Consider the following 19,518-nt stretch of genomic DNA (forward strand, 5'->3'; position numbering starts at 1 on the left):
TGCGGACACGGCATTCATCACTAGCCTTGCTGGATGCATGCGATCGTGGCTCGCGAAGCGGGCGGCCCTGAGGTACTCGACTACGTCACCCTGCCGGACCCCGGCCCCACGCCCGGACGACTCCTGGTCCGGGTCGCCGCGATCGGCGTCAACTACATCGACACGTACCGACGCAGCGGCGCCTACCCCTCCATGTACCCCCATCTCGTGGGTTCCGAGGGCTCCGGGTGGGTCGTCGACGCCGGAGACGTCCCCGGCTTCGCCCCGGGCGACCACGTCGCGTGGGCGGACGGACCTGCCTCGTACGCCGAGATGGTGAGCGTCGACCCCGCCCGCGCGCTGCGCGTCCCTCCGGACATGTCGTTCGAGACCGCGGCCGCGCTGCCGATCCAGTCCCTGACCGCGCACTACCTCTCACGGTCGACGTACCCCGCCACGGCCGCCGACACGGTGCTCGTGCACGCGGGTGCCGGCGGCGTCGGCCTCCTGCTGACCCAGATGCTGACCCTCAACGGCGCCCGGGTCCTGACGACCGTGTCGTCCGACGCCAAGGCGGCTCTGTCGCTCGAGGCCGGCGCCGACGCGGCCATCCGCTATGACGAGTTCACGAACATGGCGACCGACCTGCCGAAGAAGCTGCGCGCCGTGACCGGCGACAAGGGCGTCGACGCCGTCTTCGACTCCGTCGGCAAGGTGACCTTCGACGCCTCGCTGGCCTCCCTCGCCCCGCGCGGCATGCTCGTCCTGTTCGGCGCCTCGTCCGGCATGGTTCCCGCGGTCGACCCGCAGCGCCTCAAGAACGCGGGTTCGGTCTTCCTCACCCGCCCCCAGCTCTCCGACCACGTCGCCACGCGCAGCGAGCTCGTCTGGCGGGCGCAGGAGATCCTGCGCGCCGTCAACGACGGGACGCTGCAGGTCCGTATCGGTGCCACCTACCCTCTGTCCGACGCCGCGCAGGCGCACCGGGACCTCGAAGGGCGGAACTCGACCGGAAAGCTCGTCCTGATCCCCGACCACGGCGCATGAGCTGGAGCTGGGTGCCGCCCCGCGAGGGCGAGGGCGGCCCGTCCCCCGCGCTGCGCCGGGCCGTCACGGTGCTCGGTGTCCTGTTCACCGCGGTCATCGCGCTGTCCTACGTCGTCTCGGCACAGGACCGCGCCACCCGGGCGTGCGCCATCGACGCCCCCGCGGGTGCAGAGGTGAGCGCGGAGTGGCAGTGGTGGCCTCCCGGTCACGCGTGCGTGTACGACCAGGAGACGACGCAGGTCTGACCCCGCCCTAGACCGGCACCTGCGCATGCAGATGGTCGATCGGGCCGTTCCCCGAACCGACGGCGAGTGCGTCCGCCGCCTCAAGCGCTCCCGAGATCCAGGTCTTCGCCTCGCGCACCGCCGACTCCCAGTCGTCGCACCGCGGTCGCAGGGCCGCGAGCGCCGACGACAGCGAACAGCCGGTCCCGTGGACGTTGGACGTCTGCACCCGGGGAGCACTGACCTCGGTCACCACACCCTCGGGCGTGACCAGGGCGTCGGGAGACCCCGGCCCGAGCAGATGCCCACCCTTGGCGAGGACGACCACCGACGCACGTCGTGCGAGCTCGACCGCCTGTTCGAGGACGGCCGACCAGGTCGTGGCGGTCTCCTGCCCGACGAGAACCGCGAGCTCGGCCATGTTCGGCGTGACGAGGTCGACGCGAGGCAGCAGGTCGACCACCGCGCGCTCGGCGCCCGGGTCGAGAAGATGGTGACCGCTCGTGGCGACCATCACCGGGTCGAGCACCACCCATCGTGGCTGCACTCGGTCGAGCCAGAGCCCGATCTCCTGCGCGTACCCCTCGCTCGCGACCATCCCGATCTTGACCGCGTCGACCGCCACGTCGTCGCTCACCGCCTCGAGCTGGCCCACCAGCACGTCGACCGGCGGGAGGTGCACCGCACGGACCCCGTGCGTGTTCTGCGCGACGACCGCCGTCACCACGGCCATGCCGTAGGCACCGTGGGCCGCGAACGACTTCAGGTCGGCCTGGATCCCGGCGCCGCCCGTGGGGTCCGTGCCGGCGATGCTGAGGACCCGGGGCCTGCTCCCGGGCGGGTGTTCGCGCGTCTGCTGCGGCGAACGGTCGGAGGCGTGCGTCATGAGGGACATCCCTTCGCGAGTTCGAGCTCGATCAGGTTCGACGGGTGTGCTCTCAGTCCGCGCGTCGCGGACACCCCGTGTCACGGCGGCCAGACTAGCGCGACCACGGCGCCGGGTCCGTCGTCGTCCGGGTGCTAGCGGGGAGGCAGTCCGGCGGGCATCGGGTCGTCGTCGCCCCACGGGCGGACCCGGAGTCGTCGCGCGTCGCCCACGGCGCGGCCCGCGGCGGCGGCGGCGCTCAGCGTCCGCGGGTCGTCGTGCGTGACCCGGAGGTAGGCGCCGGACCAGTCGTCGAGCTCGCCCCGTGCGATCGCCCGCACCATCTCGACCAGGTCCTCGACCGGCGTCCATTCCGTGCGGTTCGCGTGCAGCGGCATCGCGGCCGTCATGTCGGTGCGGACGCTTCCGGGCGACACCTCGAAGACACGCAGCCCGTGCGGCGCCCCCGCGGCGTGCAGGTGCGCACCCATCCGGACCAGCGCCGTCTTGCTCGCGTTGTACGCGCTCGATCCGACCATCTCGTGGGTGCTGGCACCGGACGCCAGGTCGACCACGCGTCCTCCCCCGCGGGCGATCATGCCCGGGACGACGGCACGGCTCATCTCGAACGCGCCGCGCAGGTTGGTCTCGACGACGTGCCACCACTCGTCGGGGTCTGCCTCCCACAGGGGCACCTCGGCGTCGATCACCCCCGCGTTGTTCACGAGCAGGTCGACGCCTCCCCACGCTTCCTCGACCCTGGCCACCGCGGCGGCGACGGCCGCGCGGTCCAGGACGTCGGCGACGACACCGATGACGGAAGCACCCGTCGTCTCCCGGACCGACTCGACCGTCTCGTGCACGCGCTGCGCGTCACGACCGAGCAGCGCGACGGCGTGTGTGTCGCTCGACCCGTCGGGCACTGCGAGCCCTTCGGCGACCGCGCGCCCGATTCCCCGGGTCGCCCCGGTCACCAGCACCGTCCGAGCGGGCGGAACGGCTCCCGGGTCCGTCCACGCCGGAACGTCCCCGGGAACGGGCCGCGCCGTCATGCGCGCAGGGTCGCGCCGGTCTGCTCCTGCGCGGCCGCGACGGCCGCCCGGCGAACCTCGACGACCTCGTCCGCCGAGAGCGTCCGGTCCGCGGCACGGAGGCGCAGTGCGAACGCGAGCGACTTGCGGCCCTCGCCGAGCTGCTCGCCACGGAACACGTCGAAGAGCTCGACATGCTCGAGCAGGTCGCCTGCGCCGTCGACCAGTGCCTGACGCACCTGGTCGGCAGGAACGGACTCCTCGACGACGAGCGCGAGGTCCTCCTTCGCGGCCGGGAACGTCGACACCGGCCGGGCTGCGAACGGCTCTGCCTCGACGGCGTCGAGGAGGACGTCGAGGTCGACCTCGAACGCGACCGTGCGTGCGGGAAGGCCCAGGTTCTCGAGCGCCTTCGGGTGCAGCTCGCCCGCATGGCCGACCACCGTGCCGTCGACCAGGCTGAGACGTGCGCACCGCCCCGGGTGCCACGGTGCGTGGTCGGTGTCGGGCGTGACGACGACGTCGACGCCGACCCGGTCGGCGACGAGCCGCGCGCCCGCCAGGGCGTCGGTCCAGTCACCGGCCCGGCCTGGTCCCCACCACCCGCGAGGATCGGCGTTCCCGGCCACGACGCCGGCGACCCGGCGTGGCTGGGCCGGGACCGCCGCGGCGAGCACCGCGAGCTGGTCCTCCGTCGGGCGAACCCCGCCCGGCAGCTGTGGCGCCGCGGGCGCTCCGTCCTCCGGGCGCGTCACCCGTCCGATCTCGTAGAGCGCGACGTCGTCGTTCCCCCGCCCGAGGTTGCGCCGGAGCGTCTCCAGCAACGTACCGAGGAGCGACGTCCGCATCTCGGGACGGTCGCCGGCCAGCGGGTTGGCGAGGCGCAGCGCGCGACGGCGCGGATCATCGGCCGCAAGACGCAGTGCGTCGTGCTGCGCGGGGTCGACGAACGGGTACGACAGCGTCTCGACGTACCCGGCCTCGGCGAGGCTCCGCGCGACGGAGCGCCGAAGCTGCTGCGTCCTGGTCAGACCACGACCTGCGGGCGCGGGCGGCAGGACCGACGGGATCTCGTCGTACCCCACGAGCCGGGCCACCTCCTCGACGAGGTGCGCCGGGCCGACCAGGTCCGGACGCCACGTCGGCACCGTCACCCGGACCACGCCGATTCCCGGAGTGTCTCCGACCGTGCACCCGATCTCCTCCAGGATCGACCGGACCCGCGCCTCGTCGACGTCCAGGCTCGTGAGCCGCTCAACCTCCGAGACCCGAAACTCGATCGGCTCGACCCCGGGAACCGTGTCGACGTCGCTGACGGCCGCGTCGGCCGTGCCACCGCCGAGCTCGACGAGGAGGTCGACGACCCGCTGGGCCGCGACAGCGGCGAGACGAGGGTCGACCCCGCGCTCGAACCGCTTCGCCGCCTCGGACGGCAGCTTGTGCCGTCGCGCCGTGCGCGCGACGGAGACCGGGTCGAAGTGAGCCGCCTCGACGAGCACGTCCGTCGTCCGGTCGGTCACCTCGGTCGAGGCTCCACCCATCACCCCGGCGAGGCCGAGCACCCGGCTCGCGTCCTCGTCCGGCGAGTCTGTGATGAGGAGATCCTGGGGGTCGAGGGCGCGGTCGACGTCGTCGAGCGTCGTCAGACGCTCCCCCGCGCGTGCGCGACGGACGACGATCGGCGCGGCGAGACCGGCGAGGTCGTAGGCGTGCAGCGGCTGCCCCAGGTCGAGCATCACGTAGTTGGTGACGTCCACGGTCAGCGAGATCGGGCGCATTCCGGAGCCGGTCAGTCGACGCTGCATCCACGCGGGACTCGGAGCGGTGGGGTCGATCCCCCGGACGATGCGTGTGACGAACCGGTCGCAACCGACCAGCCCGTGGATCGGGGCACGGTCGTCGATCACGACGGGGAACCCGTCGGGCGTCGAGCTCGGCGGCGGGGTGCCAGGCATTCCCGGGTCCGTGAAGGACACGCCCGTCGAGTGCGCGAACTCGCGCGCGACGCCCCGGTAGGAGAAGCAGTAGCCACGGTCCGGTGTCACGTTGATCTCGAGGACCTCGTCACCCAGAGCGAGCAGCTCGACCGCGTCCTGACCCGGTTCGAGGTCGGTGCGCCCGTGCAGGAGGTCCCGGCCGAGCACGATGATGCCGTCCGATTCGTCGCCGAGCCCCAGCTCGGTCGTCGAGCAGATCATCCCGTCGGACACGTGACCGTAGGTCTTGCGGCTCGCGATCGCGAACGGGCCGGGCAGCACGGTGCCGGGCAGGGCGACGACGACGAGGTCCCCGACGCCGAAGTTGTGCGCCCCGCAGACGATGCCCCGGGGAGTCGCCGGAGCCCCGTCGACGCCCTCGACATTGTGCGTCCCGACGTCGACCTGGCACCAGTTGATGGTCTTGCCGTTCTTCTGCGGCTCCGCGACCAGCTCGAGCACACGGCCCACGACGAGCGGACCCGTCACCGCCGCGGCGTGGATCTCCTCCTCCTCCAGCCCGACCCGGACGAGGTCGGCAGCAAGCTGCTCCGCACCGAGGCCTTCCGGCAGGTCGACGTGCTCGGCGAGCCAGTCGAGAACGATGTGCGGCATCAGATCCCCATTCCGAACTGGGCCGAGAAGCGCACGTCGCCCTCGACCATGTCGTGCATGTCAGCAATTGCGTGGCGCAGCATCAGGGTGCGCTCGATCCCCATCCCGAACGCGAAGCCCGAGTACTCGGCGGGGTCGATGCCCGCGGCGAGCAGGACGTTGGGGTTGACCATGCCGCAGCCGCCCCACTCGATCCATCCGGCTCCACCCTTCTTCTGGGGGAACCAGAGATCCATCTCGGCGCTCGGCTCGGTGAAGGGGAAGAAGCTGGGTCGCAGTCGCGTCCTGGCCTCCGGCCCGAACATCGCGCGGGCGAAGTGGTCGAGCGTGCCCTTGAGGTGCGCCATGGTCAGGCCCTTGTCGATCGCCAGACCCTCGACCTGGTGGAACACCGGGGTGTGCGTCGCGTCGAGCTCGTCCGTCCGGAAGACCTTCCCGGGGCACGCGATGTAGACGGGCAGGTCGCGCTCGAGGAGCGTGCGGGCCTGGACCGGCGAGGTGTGCGTCCGTAGCACGAGACCGGCGAGTGCGTCGGCCGCTCCCTCGACCTCCGACGAACCCTCGACGAAGAAGGTGTCCTGCATCTGGCGTGCCGGGTGGTCCGGTCCGAAGTTCAGCGCGTCGAAGTTGAACCACTCCGCCTCGACCTCGGGGCCCTCGGCGATCTCCCACCCCATGGCGACGAAGAAGTCGGCGACCTGCTCCTGGAGCGTCTCGAGCGGGTGTCGCGCGCCGACGGCACGGCGCGCGACCGGAAGCGTGACGTCGACCGCCTCCTCGACCAGCACCCGCTCGTCGCGCTCGGCCTCCAGCTCGACCTGGCGGGACGCGAGCGCCTTGGCCACGCGGCCGCGTCGTGGACCGACGAGCTTTCCGGCCACCGCCTTGTCCTTCGGCTCGAGGCCGCCGATCTGCCGGTTCGCGAGGGCGAGCGGGCTCTTGTCACCCGTGTGGGCGACCTTGACGGACTTGAGCGCGTCGAGCGAGTCGGCGGCGGCGATCTCGTCGAGCGCCGTGGCGACCGCCGCGTCGAGCGCGGACTCGTCGGTGGGCGACGGGACGCCGGGAGTGGTGTCGGTGGACATGAAGACCTTCCGGAGGGGTTTCAGACGTCGGTCCCGTCGCTGCGCGGTGTGCGGCATGCCGGGCCGGAGTCGAGTCTAGAACGAGTTACCGCGACCGGGTTCGGATTCTCACCGTCCCGTCGGCTCGTGACCGACGGACATTCGCGAGTCCTGACGGAGGGCCCTGACCACGACCGCCGCGACGAGCTCGTTCCCCAGGTACGTGCCGAACGCGTGAGGGTCGTCGCGCTCGCCGCGAATCTCGACGTCCACGACCCCGTGCCCCCAGTCGTCCCGCAGCGGTGAACCGACCGTGACCGGGTCGTCGGCGGACCACACGTTCGTCCATCGGACCCTGTCGAGCTCCTCCATCGCGGGACCGATCCGTCGCTGGACGGCGTCGAGGCCGAGCGGGCTGCCGCAGGTGATCAGCTCGGACACCTGCGGCACCCGGCGGGCGCAGAGAAGATCGATCGCCGCGACCGATCCGAGGCTGTGCGCCACCAGGACCGTCTCGCCGTGCGGGGGAAGTCCGTCGAGGATCTCGCGCCGGACTTGCTCGCGTGCATCCTCGTCGGAGAGATACAGGGCGACGTCGCGGAACGCCAGCGCGAGAAGAGCCTCGTCCAGCGGGCTGTTGTCGGCGACCCACTCGAGCACGTCCCGGACCCGGTCCGTGATCTCGTCGCGCAGGTCGCGCGGAGGGTCTCCGCTCCCGGGAGACCGCGCCAGCGCCTCCACGAGCGCCTGCTCGGCCGCCACGATCTCCGGGTCCTGCGCCGTCACTCCCGAACGGTCGGAGGCATCGGAGGCCCGGACGAGCGCGTCCCCGTAGGACGGGAGCCATGCCGCACCGACCTCCGGCGGGACGAGCCCGGCTCTCCGGGCACCGTGGGCGAGATCTGACATCCACTCACGTCGAGAGGTGCGCAGGTCGACGGCGCCACGACCGTGCAGGAGAACCAGGTGCCGGTCTCCCGCCGGGGTGTCTCCCCGAAGATGCTCCGGACGATCGCCGGCCGCCTCACGCACGCGTCTCTCCTTCCGCCACGAGATCGACGGTACGGGAGCCGCGGTGGATCAGCGCGCCCGGTGCGCGCGAGAGGACGCGTAGAGACAGACGGTCGCGGCCGTCGCGAGGTTCAACGACTCGGCACGGCCCCGGAGCGGGACACGGACCGACGCGTCGGCCAGTGCGAGCTCCGAGTCGCTCAGGCCCTGGGCCTCGTTCCCGAAGAGCCAGACCGTGGGCGCCGCGAGGTCCGGCACGCCGTGCGGGGCGCCGCCGGCCACGTCCAGGAGGTCGTCGAGGTCGTGGTCACCACCGCCGTCGGCCGCGAGGATCGTGCATCCGGCGCCGCGCAACGCCGAGGTGGCGTCACTCACCGAGACACCAGAGACGACGGGCAGGTGGAACAAGGAACCCGCCGTCGACCGGATCACCTTCGGGTTGTGGACGTCGACGGACTCGCCCGCGAGGACCGCTCCGTCGGCGCCGGCCGCGTCCGCGGCTCGGATCACGGTTCCAGCGTTCCCCGGGTCGCGAACCGTGGCGAGAAGCGCCACGAGCGACGGTGCCGCAGGGAGGTCGGCAAGTCCGGAGGTGTGCTGGCGCAGGACGGCGAGGACGCCCTGGGCGTCGGCGCTCATCGCGGAGACGACGTCCTCGCCGGCGCCGCGGAGCACCAGCCGTCGCTCACGCGCGGCGTCCACGATCTCGGGATAGCGCGCGGCGGCCCGCTCGGTCAGAAAGATCTCGAGCACGTGCTCCGCGGCGGCCAGGACCGCCTCGCGGACGGCCTGGGGCCCCTCGACGAGGAACCTGCCGTGCCGTGCACGCGCAGAACGCCCGGACAACGACCGGACCGCGCGCACCCTGTCGCTGCGAGGATTCGTCAGCGACAGGGAGAGCGGACCGCTCATTGTCCGGGCGTCCGGACGGTCGTGCGCATGCAGCGCAGACTCACGCAGCCTTCGGCGCGTTGACGTCTGCAGGCAGAGCGTCCTTCGCGACCTGGACGAGGGCGTTGAACGCCACCACGTCGTTCACCGCGAGGTCGGCGAGGACACGACGGTCCACGGCGACCTCAGCAGCCTTGAGGCCCTGGATGAAACGGTTGTAGGTCATTCCCTGGGCGCGGGCCGCAGCGTTGATGCGCTGGATCCACAGCTTGCGGAAGTCACCCTTGCGAGCCTTGCGGTCGCGGTAGGAGTAGACGAGGGAGTGAGTGACCTGCTCCTTCGCCTTGCGGTAGAGACGCGAACGCTGGCCGCGGTAGCCGCTGGCGCGCTCGAGAGTTGTACGACGCTTCTTGTGGGCGTTGACCGCCCGCTTCACGCGTGCCACGTGATGCTCCTTGCAGTTCGGGTCCGGTAGTCATCGACGGCGGGCGGGGCCCACCGGTCAGATCACTTACCGAGCAGCTTCTTGATCTTCTTGACGTCGGCGGGCGCAACCTGCTGGTCCTGCGACAGGCGGCGCGTCTGCTTGCTCGGCTTGTGCTCGAGCAGGTGGCGCTTTCCGGCCTGCTCGCGCATCACCTTGCCGGTGCCGGTCACGCGGAAGCGCTTCTTCGCTCCGGAGTGGGTCTTGTTCTTCGGCATGGCTGCCAAATCTCCTTGTGTCTGGCCGAGCATCGCGAACGACGTCCGACGGATCGGGCCACGGCCAGAGGGCCGCGACTCGCTGTGTTCAGTTGGTCAGTCGGCCTTCCCGCGCGGGGTCGGCTTGGCTGCAGGACGTGCCGCTGGCTTCGGCACTGCTGCGGGCTTGGGTGCGGCAGCGGGCTTCGCTGCCGGCTTCGGTGCCACCTTGGCAGCAGGCTTGGGGGCCGCCGCCGGCTTCGGCGCGGCAGCGGGCCTGGGCGAGGTCTTCGGCGCGGACTGCGCCGCAGGCTTCGCCGGTGCCTTGCTCGGCGCCTTCGCCGGCTGCTCGGGTTCCCGTGCAGCCGGGACAGCCGTGTTGACCTCGGCCGCCGCGACAGCGGCCTGGAAGTCCTCGGCCGGCGCTGCCTCTGCCGGCGCGGGCGCAGGCTCGGGCCGCTCGTCGACCCGTGCCGCGGCCGCCTGGTCGCGACGCGTGGTCTTGGTCGGCGCCGCGGGAGCCTCGTCCTTCTTCCGGCGCTGCTCGCTCTTCGCGTCGGCCTTCTTCTTCACCGGGCCGAGGACCATCGTCATGTTGCGACCGTCCTGCTTCGGCATGCTCTCGACGAATCCGAGGTCGGCGACATCCTCTGCGAGGCGCTGCAGCAGGCGCACACCCATCTCGGGGCGAGACTGCTCGCGTCCGCGGAACATGATCATGACCTTGACCTTGTCGCCGGCCTTGAGGAACCGCTCGACGTGGCCCTTCTTGGTGCCGTAGTCGTGCGGGTCGATCTTCAGGCGGAAACGGATCTCCTTGAGAATCGTGTTCGCCTGGTTACGACGCGCCTCACGGGCCTTCATGTCCGACTCGTACTTGAACTTGCCGAAGTCCATGAGCTTGCAGACCGGAGGGCGGGCGTCGGGTGCAACCTCGACGAGGTCGAGATCTGCATCCTGGGCAAGGCTCAGGGCAACCTCCGTGCGGACGACGCCGACCTGCTCCCCGCCGGGACCGATGAGCCGGACCTCGGGGACACGGATCCGGTCGTTGATACGAGGCTCGCTGATGTGATGCTCCTAGGATTCGTCGGTTTCCGCCCGGCATGGAAAAAGCCTCCATCCCGAGATGCAGATGGAGGCCCGACGACACAGCTCGGCATCTGCTCAGCGATGCCCAGCTAGACGCTCTGACGAGCGCTGTGACGTACCCGAACTCTGTCGCAGTCGATCGCGGTCGAGAACCAGGTGGGACGGGGTCCACTTGCATACCCGAGACGAACCTCGGGTCGGTCAATCATCCAGTGTAGCAGGGATCGCTCGCCGCACCGCCACCGCCCTGGGATGGATTCGTTCTAAGAGTGGAACTACTCCAGATTACGTGCTTTGATGGTTCCCATGACCACGACCACCGCGGACGAGCTGCGCAGCCGAGGCCTTCGTGTCACCGCTCCACGGCTGGCCGTGCTGGCTGCCCTGGACGGAAACGCTCACGCAGACACCGACTTCCTGGTCCGGGCCGTGCGCGAACGACTGGGCACCGTGTCGACCCAGGCTGTCTACGACGTGCTCCGCGTCCTTACCGCGGCCTCCCTGATCCAACGCATCGAGCCGGCCGGACACCCGGCCCGGTACGAGCTGCGGGTCGGGGACAACCACCACCACGCCGTCTGCCGGCTCTGCGGAGCCGTGGTCGACGTCGACTGCTCGGTGGGTCACGCTCCCTGCCTGATCCCCCAGACGGACCACGGGTTCACCATCGAGTCGGCCGAGGTCACCTACTGGGGAACCTGCCCCGACTGCACCCCGTGACCTCAATCCCCCACGTCCCGCGACCCGGGACACCACCACGAAGGAGCACCATGACCACCCCCTTCACCACCACCACCTCCGGCGCCCCCGTCGCCTCAGACGCCCACTCGCAGTCCGTCGGCGCCGACGGTCCGGTCGTCCTGCACGACCACTACCTCGTCGAGAAGCTCGCCCAGTTCAACCGCGAGCGCGTGCCCGAGCGTGTCGTCCACGCCAAGGGCGGCGGTGCCTTCGGCACGTTCACCGTCACCGGTGACGTCTCCGCCTACACGCGTGCCGCCGTCTTCCAGCCGGGAACCGAGACGCAGATGCTCGCGCGCTTCTCGACGGTCGCCGGCGAGCAGGGCTCGCCCGACACGTGGCGCGACCCCCGCGGCTTCGCGCTGAAGTTCTACACCTCCGAGGGCAACTACGACCTGGTGGGCAACAACACGCCGGTGTTCTTCATCCGCGACGGCATCAAGTTCCCCGACTTCATCCACTCGCAGAAGCGTCTGCCGGGGTCGAACCTGCGGGACAACGACATGCAGTGGGACTTCTGGTCGCTCTCACCGGAGTCCGCGCACCAGGTCACGTGGCTGATGGGCGACCGCGGTCTGCCGCGTTCGTGGCGGGAGATGAACGGCTACGGGTCGCACACCTACCAGTGGATCAACTCCGAGGGTGAGCGCTTCTGGGTGAAGTACCACTTCATCAGCGAGCAGGGAGTCCACCACCTCAGCGGGGACGAGGCTGCTCAGCTCGCGGGTTCGGACGCCGACCACCACATCCGCGACCTCTACGACCACATCGAGGCGGGCGACCACCCTCGCTGGACGCTGTCGGTCCAGATCATGCCGTACGAGGACGCCAAGTCCTACCGCTTCAACCCGTTCGACCTCACGAAGGTCTGGCCGCACGCCGACTACCCGCTCGTCGAGGTCGGGACGATGGAGCTGAACCGCAACCCGGAGAACTACTTCGCCGAGATCGAGCAGGCGACGTTCGCGCCGTCGAACTTCGTCCCGGGTGTCGCCGCAAGCCCGGACAAGATGCTGCTGGCGCGCATCTTCTCCTACGCCGACGCGCACCGCTACCGTGTCGGGACCAACCACGCCCAGCTCCCGGTGAACGCTCCGAAAACCGAGGACGAGGGTCACTCCTACGCCAAGGACGGGGCGATGCGGTACTCGTTCGCGTCGTCGGACACCCCCGTCCACGCCCCGAACTCCCGGGGCGGCGCGCACGCGGACCCGGCACGAGCGGCCGAGTCCCGCGGCTGGGAGGCGGACGGCGAGCTCACCCGCTCCGCCGCCACCCTGCACCGCGACGACGACGACTTCGGCCAGGCCGGCACGCTCTACCGCGACGTCTACGACGACGCGGAGAAGGCCCGGTTCCTGGACACGATCACGGGACACGTCGGCGGCGTTCGTAGCGCCGACATCCGCGAGCGTGCCATCGGGTACTGGACCTCAGTGGACGCGGACCTCGGCGCCAAGCTTCGCGCCGCGCTGGACGAGGTCGCTCCGCTGGAGACCGGAGAGCCGGGCACCGCGTCCACGCCCGTCGACGCCTGACCGCAGCTAACGGCAGCTGACGGCGTCGTCTGACGACACCGAACCGATGCCTTCGCACCCGGTGCAACGCGCCCAGGCGCACCGCACCGGGTGCGAAGATGTCTTCATGAACGAGAACACCGACCACGTCCACACACCCGATGACGCGACGCGCGACATCGCAGACGTCGCCGCCGTCGAGGTCATCACGACCGCAGCGGTCCACCTCATGAGCGCCGCCGCCGTCAAGTGCGGGCTGGCAGACGACGCCGGGGACGCCGGGCATCTGGACCTGGACGAGGCCCGCAAACTCATTACCGCGCTCGCCGCGCTGGTGACGGCCTCGGCGCCGGACATCGGCAACCAGCACGCACGGTCGCTCCGCGACGGGCTCAGGTCGCTGCAGCTCGCCTTCCGCGAGGCCTCGGTCGTCCCGGACGCGCCGGGCGAGGGACCCGGCGAGAAGTGGACCGGCGCCGTCTCGTGAGCCTTCCGCCCTCGCTCCCGCCGAACGAGTCGCTGAGCACCTCGTCGGTGCCTGCCCCGGCCACCGGACGGGGCGGTGCCCGGCGTGGCTGGGTCGTCGCCACCTGGCTGCTTCTCGCCACGCTGCTCCTCGTCAGCGCCCTGGCTGCCTATCTTTGGGTCACCACGGCCCGCTGGCAGGAGTCGAGCGCCGGCTGGGAGGCCGACGCGCGCGAGCTCGGCCAACAGGTGGCCCAGCTGGACGAGTCCCTCACGGGCGCGACGGCGGAGCTCGAGCAGGCCCGCGGCCAGCTCACCACCGCACAGGACCGGATCACCGAGCTGGCCGACGAGAAGGCGCAGCTCGGGGACGAGAACGTAGTCTCGCAGCAGTACCTCGACTACCAGGAGCGTGTCTCCGACGCCGCCGGCACCGTCGCGACCGCCCTCGACCGGTGCATCGATGCGCAGGCTCAGCTCATCGGGTATCTCGAGGACCGCGACTCGTACGACCCGGACGACCTCGACCGGTTCGCCGACGACGTCGACGACCTCTGCCAGTCGGCCACGGACGCGAACGCCCAGCTCCAGACGGAGCTGACGGAATGACACGACGCCGAACCCTGGTCGCGAGCACCATGATGCTCGGTCTGCTCGCCGGGTGCTCGGGCACGCTCCCGCCGCTGCCGGACCCGGTGCCTGCGGCGACGGACCTTGTCCCGGACGACCCGTCCCCCCAGGTTCCCGACGGCGTCGACGAGCTCACCACGGACGGCTCGGCCGCCGTGCGCAGCATGGCGGTCCGCATCCGCAACGTCCAGTGCGACGGGTTGTCGACCGGGTCGGGATTCGCGCTCGACGAGCACACGCTCCTGACGAACAAGCACGTCGTCGCAGACTCCTCCGAGATCCAGCTCAGCACGTACGACGGCCGCGACGTCGCCGTCGAAGGTGCCTCGAGCGCCCGCATCGCCGACCTCGCCGTGATCCGCACGACGGAGGCGCTTCCCTCATACCCGACGCTCGCACTCTCCGACCCTGCCCCCGGCGACACGGTCACCGTCGTCGGATACCCGGAGGGCGGACGTCTGACCATCACCCAGGGCGAGGTCGTCGGCACCACGAAGGACCCGCTGAACTCGACCCTGGGCGAGGTCCTCGTCACCGACGCCGAGGTCGAGCCGGGCAGCTCCGGTTCGGCGGCGCTCGACGACGACGGCAACGTCATCGGCGTCGTCTACGCCAAGACCGCCTCCGACCAGAGCCTCCTGGTGCCGGTGAGCACCGTGCAGGCGCTGCTCGAGGACGACGGCGCGTTCGCGCCGGTGGCGTCGTGCTCCTAGTTTTGGGTCATGACGGACGACACACGCGCATGGACCCCTGACCTGTCCCAGTTCACCTCGGCGGTCGACGACACGATGACGACGGGCCGGGTCTTCGGCACGCCGTACGAGCACGAGGGCACCCTCGTGATCCCTGTCGCGAAGATCGCCGGCGGAACCGGGACCGGTGGTGGCGGCGGAACCGGGTCGGGGGCCGGGAACGGGTCCGGCACCGGCTCGGGCCGCGGAACCGGGAGCGGTGCCGGGAAAGGAGCGGGCCGCGGACCTGCCGCCGCACCGACCGACGGACTCGGCGCGGACGGCCAGGCGGAGGCGCAGGGCGAGGCCCAGGGCGAAGCCGGCGCCGAGCTCCACGGCGAAGGCAGCGGCGAGGGCGGGGCCGGCGGCGGTGGCTTCGGCCTCCGGGTCAAGCCGATCGGCGTCTACGTCGTCCAGGACGGCCGCACCCGGTGGATCCCGGCCGTCGACGTGAACCGAGCGGTCCTCGGTGGACAGGTCGCCGCCGCCGTCGGAGCACTCGCCCTCGGGTGGGCCCTCGGCCGACGTCGCAGCTAGCCCCGGACTGCGTCGGGCTCAGGCAGCCTTGCCGACCCGGAGCTCGAGCGAGTCGACCCGTTCGGCGATGACGCTCTTGCGCGCCAGGGCGCCGTTCACCTGTCCGAGGACGCGGTCGAGCCCCTGACGGTCGAGACCCGCGTGGATCGCCAGCACGACGGCGACCTCGGCCGACCGTCCCGGTTCGGCCCGAACCCCGGCGACATGCTCGATCCCCCCGACGGCGGCGACGATCGCCTCGGCGACCTCGGCCTGGACAACGCCGTCGACCACAGCCGGCTCCCACGCCTTGCCCTGCCCGATCGCCCAGACCGCGGGACGCGGCAGGAGTGCCGTGTGCGGGCCGGCGGGGTCGACGACGAGGACCGACCAGCCCTCGGAGACGGCGGACTGCGCGGCCCGCGCGGACTCCACGGGCACGGGACGCGCGTCCTTGCGCCACCGAGCCATCGACTCGACCGACGAGAAGACGGGGAGCGCACGACGTCCGTCCGGGGTCTCGAGCGCCACGACCCCCGAGGACGCCTCTCGGTCGACGGTCCCGTGCTCCCCCTCTTCGGTGACCTCGGCCTCGGCGAGAACCGGGACGAGGAGACGGGCGTCGGCCAGTGCGGAGACGACGTCGGACAGTGGCCCGTCCGCCGCGGCGTGAGCCGACAGCGCCGCCGCGAGCGCGGGGTCGGCCGACCCGTCGTCGCCGGCGAACCCGGACGACGGCGGCATCTGCCGGCCGGTCACGGACGCCCCGCCACGTCGAGCGCCTCCGGGAGCGTGAACGCACCGGCGTAGAGGGCCTTGCCGACGATCGCCGAGTCGACCCCTTCACCGACGACGGCGCGCAGGGCCGCCAGGTCGTCGAGGCTCGAGATCCCACCCGACGCGACGACCGGAGCCTGCGCACGGGCCGCGACCTCCCGCAACAGCTCGATGTTCGGACCACGCAGCGTGCCGTCCTTCGTCACGTCGGTGACGACGTAGCGCGAACAGCCGGCCGCCTCGAGACGGTCGAGGACCTCCCAGAGGTCTCCCCCGTCCTGGGTCCAGCCGCGCGCGGCGAGCGTCGTGCCCCGAACGTCGAGCCCCACGGCGATCTTCTCGCCGTGCTCCGCGATGACCTTCGCGGTCCACTCGGGGTTCTCGAGGGCGGCGGTCCCCAGGTTGACCCGTGCGCAACCCGTCGAGAGGGCTCGAGCGAGCGACTCGTCGTCACGGATCCCGCCGGAGAGCTCCACGGCCACGTCGAGCTTGCCGACGACCTCCGCGAGGAGCTCGGCGTTGCTCCCCCGACCGAATGCCGCGTCGAGGTCGACCAGATGAATCCACTCGGCACCTCCGGACTGCCAGTCGAGCGCCGCCGACAGGGGATCGCCGTACGAGGTCTCCGACCCGGCCTCCCCCTGGACGAGTCGGACAGCCTGGCCGTCGGCGACGTCGACGGCGGGCAGCAGAACGAGGCGATCAGTCATCGTGTTCCCTTCACAGATGGGTGTGGTGCGCCTCAGAGGGCGGCACACCAGTTTTCCAGGAGCGTGGCACCGGCGTCGCCGGACTTTTCGGGGTGGAACTGCGTCGCGGAGAGCGGACCGTTCTCGACGGCGGCGACGAACCGGCCGCCGTGCTCGGACCAGGTCACCATCGGCGGCCGGAGCGACTCGGCGACGACCTCTCCGGTCAGCGTGAACGACCGCGCGGCGTACGAGTGGACGAAGTAGAACCGTTGGTCCTCGACCCCGGCGAAGAGCCGGGTGCCCTCCGGGGTCTGTACCGGTGACCACCCCATGTGCGGCACGACCGGCGCCTGCAGCCGGTCGACGACGCCGGGCCACTGGGCAAGTCCCTCGGTGCTCTCCCCGCCCTCGATGCCTGCGTCGAACAGCACCTGCAGGCCGACGCAGATTCCGAGGACGGGACGCCCTCCGGCGAGGCGCCGCTCGATGATCTGGTCGCCGCGTGCCGCCCGAAGACCGGCCATGACCGCCGAGAACGCCCCGACCCCGGGCACGAGGAGTCCGTCCGCCGACATCGCGGCGTCCCGGTCGGACGTCAGCTCGACGTCGGCGCCCACGCGTTCGAGCGCCCGGACGGCCGAGCGCACGTTGCCGAACCCGTAGTCGAAGACGACGACCCGTGGTGCCGTCACTTCTTGCGGGCCTTGCGGGCCGCGGCCGTCAGCTGGCGCATCGCCTTCCACCGGGAGACGGAGCCGCTCGCGACGACGCCGTCGATCTCCGACAGGTCGCCGTCCCCGACGAGGAGGTCCTCGAGCACCTCGGGAGCTCCGCCGAGGACCAGCCCCGGGGCCAGCTCCTCCTCGACGGCCCCGTCCTGCCAGCGGAAGGCCGTGAGCTGCTCACCGGACTTCACGACGAGGACGAAGGGCACGCCGCGCACGAGCTGCGACAACGCCGACACCGCCTTCTGGGGCGCATCGCCCTTCGTGTCAGCGAGCACCGCGACCGCCCCCACCTCGGTGGGGACGGCGTCGGCCGAGATCTCGGCGATCGAGCAGGCGGCGGCGAGCGGCTGCGCGCCGGCGATCTGGGTGACGATGACAGCGAGCGACGGATCGGCCGAACCCGTCAGGGACGACAGGTCGTCCGGGATCTCGATCCCCTCGAGGCCGTCTCCGGTCGGCTGGTCGGTACTCACAGTGCTCCCTTGGTAGACGGAATGCCGTCGACGCGCGGATCGAGCGCGACGGCAGCGCGCAGCGCGCGGGCCAGAGCCTTGAACTGGGCCTCCGCGACGTGGTGCGGGTCGCGGCCCGAGATCACACTGACGTGCAGGCAGATCGCGGCGTGGTGGGCGATCGACTCGAACACGTGCCGCGTGAGCGAGCCGGTGAAGTGCCCGCCGATCAGGTGCAGCTCCTGGCCCGCGGGTTCCCCCGAGTGGACGAGGTACGGCCGGCCCGAGACGTCGACGACAGCGTGTGCCAGTGCCTCGTCCAGCGGGACGAAGGCGTCGCCGAACCGCGAGATGCCTGACTTGTCGCCGAGTGCCTCGCGGATCGCCTGGCCGAGCACGATCGCCGTGTCCTCGACGGTGTGGTGCGCGTCGATGTGCGTGTCGCCCGTCGAGCGCACCGTGAGGTCGAAGAGCGAGTGCTTCCCGAGCGCGGTGAGCATGTGGTCGAAGAACGGCACCGTCGTCGAGATGTCGGTCCGTCCGGTCCCGTCGAGGTCGAGCTCGACGAGGACGGACGACTCGGACGTCGAGCGTTCGATGCGTGCGGTACGGGTCATAGTCCTGCTACCTCCACGAGGGCACTACGGAACACGGTCATTTCTTCGGCGGTACCGATCGAGACGCGGAGGTACCCGTCAGGTCCCACGACGCGGATCAGGACGCCCCGGTCGAGCAGACCCTGCCAGATCTCGGCGCGGTCATCGAACCTCCCGAAGAGCACGAAGTTGGCATCGGACTCCACCACGTCGAGGGGCACGCCAGCGCGCGTCTGGCGACGAAGCCACGCGACGGTCTCGTCGCGACGCGCACGGAGCTCGTCCACCTGGGCGAGGAGCACGTCCGCGTGCCGCAGCGCGGCCCGCGCGACGGCCTGGGTCACCCCGGAGAGGTGGTACGGCAGCCGGACCACCCGCAGGGCGTCGACGAGGTCGACGGACGCCGCCAGATAGCCCACCCGCGCCCCCGCGAGGGCGAAAGCCTTGGACATCGTGCGGCTCACGGCCAGATTCGGGTGCGCGCCCAGCAGCTCGAGCGCCGACGGGGTCCCGGTGCGGCGGAACTCGCCGTACGCCTCGTCCACCACGACGACCCCGCACCCGGCCGCGGTCCCGTCCGGGTCGCGGACCGTGACACGGGCAGCCGCCTCGGCGATCCGTGCGATCCCCTCGAGCGTCATCGCGGTACCCGTCGGGTTGTTCGGGCTGGCGATCAGGACGACGGCCGGCGCACTCGTCTCGATCGCCTCGACCGCGGCGTCGACGTCGAGCGAGAAGTCGTCACGGCGCGGGATCGTGAGCCACCGCGTCGCCGTGTCCCTCGCGTACTCCGGGTACATCGAGTACGTCGGCGCGAACGACAGTGCAGCGCGCCCCGGTCCCCCGAACGCCTGCATGACGTGCAGCATGATCTCGTTCGAACCGTTCGCGGCCCAGAGCTGCTCCGGCACGAGCCGGACACCGGACTCCCGTGCGAGAAAGTCGGCCAGGTCGCTCCGGAGCGGAAGGAAGTCCCGGTCCGGGTAGCGGTTCAGCCCACGGACCGCGTCGGCGACGTCCGCCGCGACGGACCTGACCACGTCGTCGTCCGGCGGGTAGGGGTTCTCGTTGACGTTCAGCAGGATCGGCACGTCGAGCTGAGGTGCCCCGTACGGCGCGAAGCCCGCGTGCTCGGGCCGGACCGGCAGCCGAGCGTGCGGGGTCGAGGAATCGTCGAGGAGGGCCACGGGAGCAAGT

Annotated in this window: 23 protein-coding genes and 1 riboswitch; of the genes, 8 read left to right on the top strand and 15 right to left on the bottom strand. The window is 71.2% G+C overall.

Annotation, left to right across the window (positions count from 1 at the left end; translation table 11 throughout):
• Positions 1 to 33 precede the first annotated feature (33 nt).
• A complete protein-coding gene (locus BLU20_RS09505) occupies positions 34 to 1,026 on the top strand; it encodes a quinone oxidoreductase family protein (RefSeq protein ID WP_029252684.1) in 993 nt (330 codons plus the stop codon).
• A complete protein-coding gene (locus BLU20_RS09510; RefSeq protein ID WP_029252683.1) occupies positions 1,023 to 1,271 on the top strand; it encodes a hypothetical protein in 249 nt (82 codons plus the stop codon). The genes BLU20_RS09505 and BLU20_RS09510 overlap by 4 nt, the downstream gene beginning before the upstream one ends.
• Positions 1,272 to 1,278: 7 nt before the next feature.
• On the opposite strand, the gene thiD is transcribed toward BLU20_RS09510, so the two are convergent.
• The 9 genes from thiD to infC form a co-directional block, all read right to left on the bottom strand.
• Complete coding sequence (thiD, locus tag BLU20_RS09515; protein WP_083373008.1) at positions 1,279 to 2,136, bottom strand: bifunctional hydroxymethylpyrimidine kinase/phosphomethylpyrimidine kinase; 858 nt, start codon at positions 2,134 to 2,136, stop codon at positions 1,279 to 1,281.
• Positions 2,128 to 2,224: riboswitch (TPP riboswitch) on the bottom strand. Its footprint overlaps the gene before it by 9 nt.
• Positions 2,225 to 2,270: 46 nt before the next feature.
• Positions 2,271 to 3,167 (bottom strand): SDR family NAD(P)-dependent oxidoreductase, encoded by an 897-nt coding sequence (locus BLU20_RS09520; RefSeq protein ID WP_083372371.1) that lies wholly within the window; start codon positions 3,165 to 3,167, stop codon positions 2,271 to 2,273.
• Complete coding sequence (gene pheT / locus BLU20_RS09525; protein WP_083372372.1) at positions 3,164 to 5,737, bottom strand: phenylalanine--tRNA ligase subunit beta; 2,574 nt, start codon at positions 5,735 to 5,737, stop codon at positions 3,164 to 3,166. Before pheT ends, BLU20_RS09520 begins: the two co-directional genes overlap by 4 nt.
• A complete protein-coding gene (gene pheS, locus BLU20_RS09530) occupies positions 5,737 to 6,822 on the bottom strand; it encodes a phenylalanine--tRNA ligase subunit alpha (protein WP_029252679.1) in 1,086 nt (361 codons plus the stop codon). Before pheS ends, pheT begins: the two co-directional genes overlap by 1 nt.
• A gap of 108 nt (positions 6,823 to 6,930) precedes the next feature.
• A complete protein-coding gene (locus tag BLU20_RS09535) occupies positions 6,931 to 7,710 on the bottom strand; it encodes a hypothetical protein (RefSeq protein ID WP_157270421.1) in 780 nt (259 codons plus the stop codon).
• A 171-nt stretch (positions 7,711 to 7,881) separates the two neighbouring features.
• Complete coding sequence (locus tag BLU20_RS09540; protein WP_083372374.1) at positions 7,882 to 8,724, bottom strand: TrmH family RNA methyltransferase; 843 nt, start codon at positions 8,722 to 8,724, stop codon at positions 7,882 to 7,884.
• Between the two features lie 40 nt (positions 8,725 to 8,764).
• Positions 8,765 to 9,148: a 50S ribosomal protein L20 gene (gene rplT, locus BLU20_RS09545; RefSeq protein ID WP_029252676.1), complete on the bottom strand. Its 384-nt coding sequence runs from the start codon at positions 9,146 to 9,148 to the stop codon at positions 8,765 to 8,767.
• A gap of 62 nt (positions 9,149 to 9,210) precedes the next feature.
• Positions 9,211 to 9,405 (bottom strand): 50S ribosomal protein L35, encoded by a 195-nt coding sequence (gene rpmI, locus BLU20_RS09550; protein ID WP_029252675.1) that lies wholly within the window; start codon positions 9,403 to 9,405, stop codon positions 9,211 to 9,213.
• A gap of 96 nt (positions 9,406 to 9,501) precedes the next feature.
• Positions 9,502 to 10,455: a translation initiation factor IF-3 gene (gene infC, locus BLU20_RS14305; RefSeq protein WP_083372375.1), complete on the bottom strand. Its 954-nt coding sequence runs from the start codon at positions 10,453 to 10,455 to the stop codon at positions 9,502 to 9,504.
• 327 nt (positions 10,456 to 10,782) lie between these two features.
• On the opposite strand from infC, the gene BLU20_RS09560 reads away from it, so the two are divergent.
• The 6 genes from BLU20_RS09560 to BLU20_RS14050 all read left to right on the top strand — a co-directional run bounded on the left by BLU20_RS09560 (position 10,783) and on the right by BLU20_RS14050 (position 15,097).
• On the top strand, positions 10,783 to 11,196 hold the full coding sequence (locus BLU20_RS09560; protein WP_083372376.1) for a Fur family transcriptional regulator: 414 nt from the start codon (positions 10,783 to 10,785) through the stop codon (positions 11,194 to 11,196).
• Positions 11,197 to 11,246: 50 nt separating this feature from the next.
• Complete coding sequence (locus BLU20_RS09565; protein WP_157270423.1) at positions 11,247 to 12,755, top strand: catalase; 1,509 nt, start codon at positions 11,247 to 11,249, stop codon at positions 12,753 to 12,755.
• Positions 12,756 to 12,861: 106 nt separating this feature from the next.
• Positions 12,862 to 13,221 carry a DUF1844 domain-containing protein gene (locus tag BLU20_RS09570; protein ID WP_029252671.1) on the top strand — a complete coding sequence of 120 codons (360 nt, stop codon included), beginning with the start codon at positions 12,862 to 12,864 and terminating at the stop codon, positions 13,219 to 13,221.
• On the top strand, positions 13,218 to 13,808 hold the full coding sequence (locus tag BLU20_RS09575) for a hypothetical protein (protein ID WP_231959175.1): 591 nt from the start codon (positions 13,218 to 13,220) through the stop codon (positions 13,806 to 13,808). Before BLU20_RS09570 ends, BLU20_RS09575 begins: the two co-directional genes overlap by 4 nt.
• Positions 13,805 to 14,542 carry a S1 family peptidase gene (locus tag BLU20_RS09580; protein WP_083372377.1) on the top strand — a complete coding sequence of 246 codons (738 nt, stop codon included), beginning with the start codon at positions 13,805 to 13,807 and terminating at the stop codon, positions 14,540 to 14,542. Before BLU20_RS09575 ends, BLU20_RS09580 begins: the two co-directional genes overlap by 4 nt.
• A gap of 9 nt (positions 14,543 to 14,551) precedes the next feature.
• Positions 14,552 to 15,097, top strand: a complete 546-nt coding sequence (locus tag BLU20_RS14050; protein WP_052366888.1) for a hypothetical protein — start codon at positions 14,552 to 14,554, stop codon at positions 15,095 to 15,097.
• Positions 15,098 to 15,115: 18 nt separating this feature from the next.
• On the opposite strand, the gene BLU20_RS09590 is transcribed toward BLU20_RS14050, so the two are convergent.
• Genes BLU20_RS09590 through BLU20_RS09615 form a run of 6 tightly spaced genes read right to left on the bottom strand, consistent with a single transcriptional unit; the run spans position 15,116 to position 19,508 of the window.
• Complete coding sequence (locus tag BLU20_RS09590; RefSeq protein WP_231959176.1) at positions 15,116 to 15,835, bottom strand: SseB family protein; 720 nt, start codon at positions 15,833 to 15,835, stop codon at positions 15,116 to 15,118.
• The gene (gene priA, locus BLU20_RS09595; protein WP_029252666.1) at positions 15,832 to 16,563 is read right to left on the bottom strand and encodes a bifunctional 1-(5-phosphoribosyl)-5-((5-phosphoribosylamino)methylideneamino)imidazole-4-carboxamide isomerase/phosphoribosylanthranilate isomerase PriA; all 732 of its coding nucleotides are present in this window, start codon (positions 16,561 to 16,563) and stop codon (positions 15,832 to 15,834) included. The genes BLU20_RS09590 and priA overlap by 4 nt, the downstream gene beginning before the upstream one ends.
• 32 nt (positions 16,564 to 16,595) lie before the next feature.
• On the bottom strand, positions 16,596 to 17,237 hold the full coding sequence (hisH, locus tag BLU20_RS09600) for an imidazole glycerol phosphate synthase subunit HisH (protein WP_083372378.1): 642 nt from the start codon (positions 17,235 to 17,237) through the stop codon (positions 16,596 to 16,598).
• Positions 17,234 to 17,746 (bottom strand): hypothetical protein, encoded by a 513-nt coding sequence (locus tag BLU20_RS09605; protein WP_083372379.1) that lies wholly within the window; start codon positions 17,744 to 17,746, stop codon positions 17,234 to 17,236. Before BLU20_RS09605 ends, hisH begins: the two co-directional genes overlap by 4 nt.
• On the bottom strand, positions 17,743 to 18,342 hold the full coding sequence (gene hisB, locus BLU20_RS09610; protein ID WP_083372380.1) for an imidazoleglycerol-phosphate dehydratase HisB: 600 nt from the start codon (positions 18,340 to 18,342) through the stop codon (positions 17,743 to 17,745). Before hisB ends, BLU20_RS09605 begins: the two co-directional genes overlap by 4 nt.
• Positions 18,339 to 19,508, bottom strand: coding sequence for a histidinol-phosphate transaminase (locus BLU20_RS09615; protein ID WP_083372381.1), 1,170 nt, complete (start codon positions 19,506 to 19,508; stop codon positions 18,339 to 18,341). Before BLU20_RS09615 ends, hisB begins: the two co-directional genes overlap by 4 nt.
• Positions 19,509 to 19,518: the final 10 nt, after the last annotated feature.

Origin of the sequence: Paraoerskovia marina (assembly GCF_900105445.1) — a bacterium.
Lineage (GTDB): Bacteria > Actinomycetota > Actinomycetes > Actinomycetales > Cellulomonadaceae > Paraoerskovia > Paraoerskovia marina.

What these genes read in the sequence shown, in the direction of transcription:
- rpmI (WP_029252675.1), bottom strand. Translation starts at nt 9,405, where the DNA reads ATGCCGAAGAACAAGACCCACTCCGGAGCGAAGAAGCGCTTCCGCGTG.
- BLU20_RS09565 (WP_157270423.1), top strand. Translation starts at nt 11,247, where the DNA reads ATGACCACCCCCTTCACCACCACCACCTCCGGCGCCCCCGTCGCCTCA.
- BLU20_RS09540 (WP_083372374.1), bottom strand. Translation starts at nt 8,724, where the DNA reads ATGAGCGGTCCGCTCTCCCTGTCGCTGACGAATCCTCGCAGCGACAGG.
- pheS (WP_029252679.1), bottom strand. Translation starts at nt 6,822, where the DNA reads ATGTCCACCGACACCACTCCCGGCGTCCCGTCGCCCACCGACGAGTCC.
- priA (WP_029252666.1), bottom strand. Translation starts at nt 16,563, where the DNA reads ATGACTGATCGCCTCGTTCTGCTGCCCGCCGTCGACGTCGCCGACGGC.
- BLU20_RS09505 (WP_029252684.1), top strand. Translation starts at nt 34, where the DNA reads ATGCATGCGATCGTGGCTCGCGAAGCGGGCGGCCCTGAGGTACTCGAC.
- pheT (WP_083372372.1), bottom strand. Translation starts at nt 5,737, where the DNA reads ATGCCGCACATCGTTCTCGACTGGCTCGCCGAGCACGTCGACCTGCCG.
- BLU20_RS14050 (WP_052366888.1), top strand. Translation starts at nt 14,552, where the DNA reads ATGACGGACGACACACGCGCATGGACCCCTGACCTGTCCCAGTTCACC.
- BLU20_RS09535 (WP_157270421.1), bottom strand. Translation starts at nt 7,710, where the DNA reads ATGTCAGATCTCGCCCACGGTGCCCGGAGAGCCGGGCTCGTCCCGCCG.
- BLU20_RS09580 (WP_083372377.1), top strand. Translation starts at nt 13,805, where the DNA reads ATGACACGACGCCGAACCCTGGTCGCGAGCACCATGATGCTCGGTCTG.
- thiD (WP_083373008.1), bottom strand. Translation starts at nt 2,136, where the DNA reads ATGACGCACGCCTCCGACCGTTCGCCGCAGCAGACGCGCGAACACCCG.
- BLU20_RS09560 (WP_083372376.1), top strand. Translation starts at nt 10,783, where the DNA reads ATGACCACGACCACCGCGGACGAGCTGCGCAGCCGAGGCCTTCGTGTC.
- BLU20_RS09520 (WP_083372371.1), bottom strand. Translation starts at nt 3,167, where the DNA reads ATGACGGCGCGGCCCGTTCCCGGGGACGTTCCGGCGTGGACGGACCCG.
- BLU20_RS09570 (WP_029252671.1), top strand. Translation starts at nt 12,862, where the DNA reads ATGAACGAGAACACCGACCACGTCCACACACCCGATGACGCGACGCGC.
- hisB (WP_083372380.1), bottom strand. Translation starts at nt 18,342, where the DNA reads ATGACCCGTACCGCACGCATCGAACGCTCGACGTCCGAGTCGTCCGTC.
- BLU20_RS09510 (WP_029252683.1), top strand. Translation starts at nt 1,023, where the DNA reads ATGAGCTGGAGCTGGGTGCCGCCCCGCGAGGGCGAGGGCGGCCCGTCC.